General features: G+C 37.4%; 3 protein-coding genes. 1 reads left to right on the forward strand and 2 read right to left on the reverse strand.

Annotation, left to right across the window (positions count from 1 at the left end):
- Window positions 1–146 precede the first annotated feature (146 nt).
- Window positions 147–341 (forward strand): hypothetical protein, encoded by a 195-nt coding sequence (locus tag F6K13_RS24060; RefSeq protein ID WP_153183458.1) that lies wholly within the window; start codon window positions 147–149, stop codon window positions 339–341.
- Window positions 342–507: 166 nt separating this feature from the next.
- Here the strand turns inward: F6K13_RS24060 and F6K13_RS24065 are convergent, their stop codons facing one another.
- Window positions 508–1,794 carry a Glu/Leu/Phe/Val dehydrogenase gene (locus tag F6K13_RS24065; RefSeq protein WP_124144133.1) on the reverse strand — a complete coding sequence of 429 codons (1,287 nt, stop codon included), beginning with the start codon at window positions 1,792–1,794 and terminating at the stop codon, window positions 508–510.
- An 872-nt stretch (window positions 1,795–2,666) separates the two neighbouring features.
- Window positions 2,667–3,526, reverse strand: an 860-nt coding sequence (locus tag F6K13_RS24070; protein ID WP_287288611.1) for a TauD/TfdA family dioxygenase, incomplete at its 5' end; no start/stop codon positions are given.

Consider the following 3,526-nt stretch of genomic DNA (forward strand, 5'->3'; position numbering starts at 1 on the left):
TCGCCCCTCCACCGGAGGGGGAGGGGCGAGGGGTGGGTTGACTCCTAAGAAATAGCCTAACTTTCGTAGCAAACATTTATTAAACTGGCATTACATATCATCTTGCCATTCCTGAAAGAATAAAAAGTCCTTATATTACTGAAGAATTGTTGCGGTGGAGAAGATCGCAAAGAGGAAAACCTTTTAAGTTTTTAGACTTTAAAGAAGGGGAAGGCGAAATAATTACGGGGAAAAAGACTGATAAAGATGACAACCGCATAAATGAAAAGCTAGAATCTCCAGAATTTTTAGCAGTAAGTATTCTCAGACAATTTGCCAAACATCTTCGTGATATCTGTTGATAAGTGGGTAACTTTATAGCTGCCAGGGGCGATCGCTTCTTCATTCATCAACCTCAAACAAGGAATGAGGTAAACCTGAATTACGAATAATAGATTGTAAAGTTCCCACTCTTAATTCTTTAATAATGATGATTTTCAAAGAATGGTCTAAAACTCTCGGTATACATTAATCCTTCATATAATATGCCCTAGTTCCTTTAGCATTTATTGCCTCTCCCAATCTATTTAACCCATGCACATAAGCAGCAGTTCGCATCGAAACAGACAACTCTTGAGATATTTGCCAAATTTGCTCTGTTTCTGCCAACATTTTTTCTTTCAAGCGTTGATGAATCTCATCCAAAGTCCAATACAAACCACTGCGATTTTGTACCCACTCAAAATAACTTACAGTCACTCCACCAGCATTAACTAAAATATCAGGAAATACATAAATTCCACGGTCTTCTAAAATTATATCTGCAGCAGAAGTAGTCGGACCATTTGCAGCTTCAAAGATAAATTTTGCTTTAATATCTTTGACACTTTCCTCAGTAATTTGATTCTCCAAAGCAGCAGGAATTAATATATCAACATCTAAAGCTAAAAGTTCTTTATTAGTCAAAATTTGATGCTCAACAATATTACAAACACTGCCTTTACAGTAAACAGCTTGAATACCTTTATTAGACTCCTTATATTGTCGAATACTAGGAATATCTAAACCCTTTGAATAATAAATACCACCCTGAGAATCACTAACAGCAACTACCTTATAACCAGCTTGACAAAGTAACTCTGCCAAAAATGCTCCTACATTACCAAAACCTTGTACTGCAACTGTAGTTTTTTCCGGAATATATCCAAACTTGGACATGATAGTTTCAATAGTAAAAAAAGCACCCATTGATGTTGCCGTATTTCTGCCCAAACTACCACCAATAGTAACAGGTTTACCTGTAATAACTGCCGGAATTAATTGTCTGCGAATAATACTATACTCATCCATCATCCAACCCATAATCATTGGGTTAGTGTACATATCAGGTGCCGGAATATCCACATCTGGACCGATAAAATCAGCGATCGCATCAATATATCCACGACTCAAACGTTCTAATTCCATCCGAGATAACTCTTTCGGGTTAACAGTAATTCCACCCTTCGCTCCACCAAAAGGTAAACTCACAACTGCACATTTAAAAGTCATCCAAAAAGCTAAAGATTTTACCTCATCAATAGAAACATTTGGATGATAACGAATACCACCTTTTGTCGGTCCTCTAGTATCATCATAACGAACTCGATAACCTTGAAAAACTCGTAATGAACCATCATCCATTCGGACAGGAATTGAAACTATTAAACTAGCTTTTGGATGTTTGAGACGCTCTTTTGTATCTTCAGAAAGAGAGACATATTTTAATGCTTTTTCTAACCTGAGACTAGCATCAGCAAATAAAGAATCTGACATAAATACCTATTTTGATGAATAAAATTATGTTGGTATTTAGATCATAAATCTCTTGATTCACTGTAATGATTAAGAAAAATAAAGAATAACGGCGTTGCTGAAGCGCGTGTATGATATTAATCTTAATTACTTAGGAGTCAACCCACCCCTGCCCCTCCCAGGAGGGGAATTCAGTCGGACCTCCTCAGGAGGGAAGAAAGAAGAAGAAATCCCGAGTATAAGGAGAAAGTTTTTTGGTCAGGTAAGCGGAAGGTCGTTCTATAGCGCTCTTATCCGGACAGATATCATACCTCTTTTCACCAACGCCAAAAAATAAAATCATATCAAATCCGTTGGCTTCGGAGTAATATAGTTCTATTGTCGTCATATAGTGGTTAAGGGAGAATGCCATTTGCCCCTACAATATGGACTCTTATCTTTAAGTACTGAATAACACTGATGCTACCGGATTTAATATCAATTATGGCACAGCAATTATCAATTATTTCCCCCTACTCCCTACTCCCTCTTTTCTGAAGATTTCTATTAACTTACAGCACTTTTGAGGATAGTGAGGTACACTTAGGGTTTGCGTATGGAAAGTCTTTTTGCTGGGGTAGGAGACAGGAGACAGGAGACAGGAGACAGGAGAAATGGGAATTTAGAAGAGGTAGGAGTAAGAATTGTCTCTCAATTTTTCTGCCTGCCATAATCATCCTAAGATACTAGCTTTTTGAGCTTTTTCTGCCGAAAAGCTGGTACTTTTTTCAACTCTAAAACGCTACAACCTTTATCTGTCAATACTTTTAGAATTAATCAGCAAGCCCTACTTATAGGACTATTCTTATATTTCCTATTCCCTGTTCCCTAGAGCAATAAAACTTTGTACCTCATCAACTAGAAAACTGCTGTAAGTAAAAATGCTTGCTTTGATAGAAGTTACGTCGCGCTGTAAAGTAGTCCCAATCCACAAATCCTGCTTTCAGATGTCTAATTCCCGATCTAGGATCGAATGTTGTCCGTCCATGCATTACCCTCACATTATGTATTAGCAAACAGTCCCCATTATTGAGACGGAAGCGGTACTGATATGCTGGATTTTTCATATAGTGATAGAAGATTGAGTAAGCTTCATAAAAACTTTCTGTCTTCTCAAATGGGATAGTTCGTTCGCAGTTTTTTTCGTTAAAGCAGATGCGATATATATTACCTTGTGTATCTAATTGAATAATCGGAGCAGTATCAGAAAAGTAATAATTATTCTGGGGGTCAAATTTATGAAAAACAATCGGAGTGTCGCTCAAAATTTTGAAGTATTCAGGATATTTTTGACGAAAGTCTTCACAAACCCGAAAACTATCAACCAGTATTGATTCGCCACCTTTAGCGTTATGTTCGACGCAATAGAAAAACAGCATCAAGAACTTGCTCAATTTATAGTTATGAGCATTGTGAGGCAATACCTCTGGACCTGTCATTAAATCGCCCAAATCTTTAGCATCTGGAGTAGGTTTAACATCACTCACTATCTCAAATGTAGCATTGATTGGTCCAATAGATTTTGTGAGAAAAGATTCCATTTCCTCAATACTCATATTACTGAGTAACGTAAATCCCAAGGCACAAAGTTCGTCCATCCACAGTGATTGTGGACATGAATGAATGTCGTGTCGCTCTATAGGATGCTTATCGAACCAAAATCGATCCCATAATACAAGTTTTGGTTCGTTACAGATTTGCTTTGGATCTGGGA

Source organism: Okeania sp. SIO2B9, from assembly GCF_010672505.1.
GTDB lineage: Bacteria > Cyanobacteriota > Cyanobacteriia > Cyanobacteriales > Microcoleaceae > Okeania > Okeania hirsuta.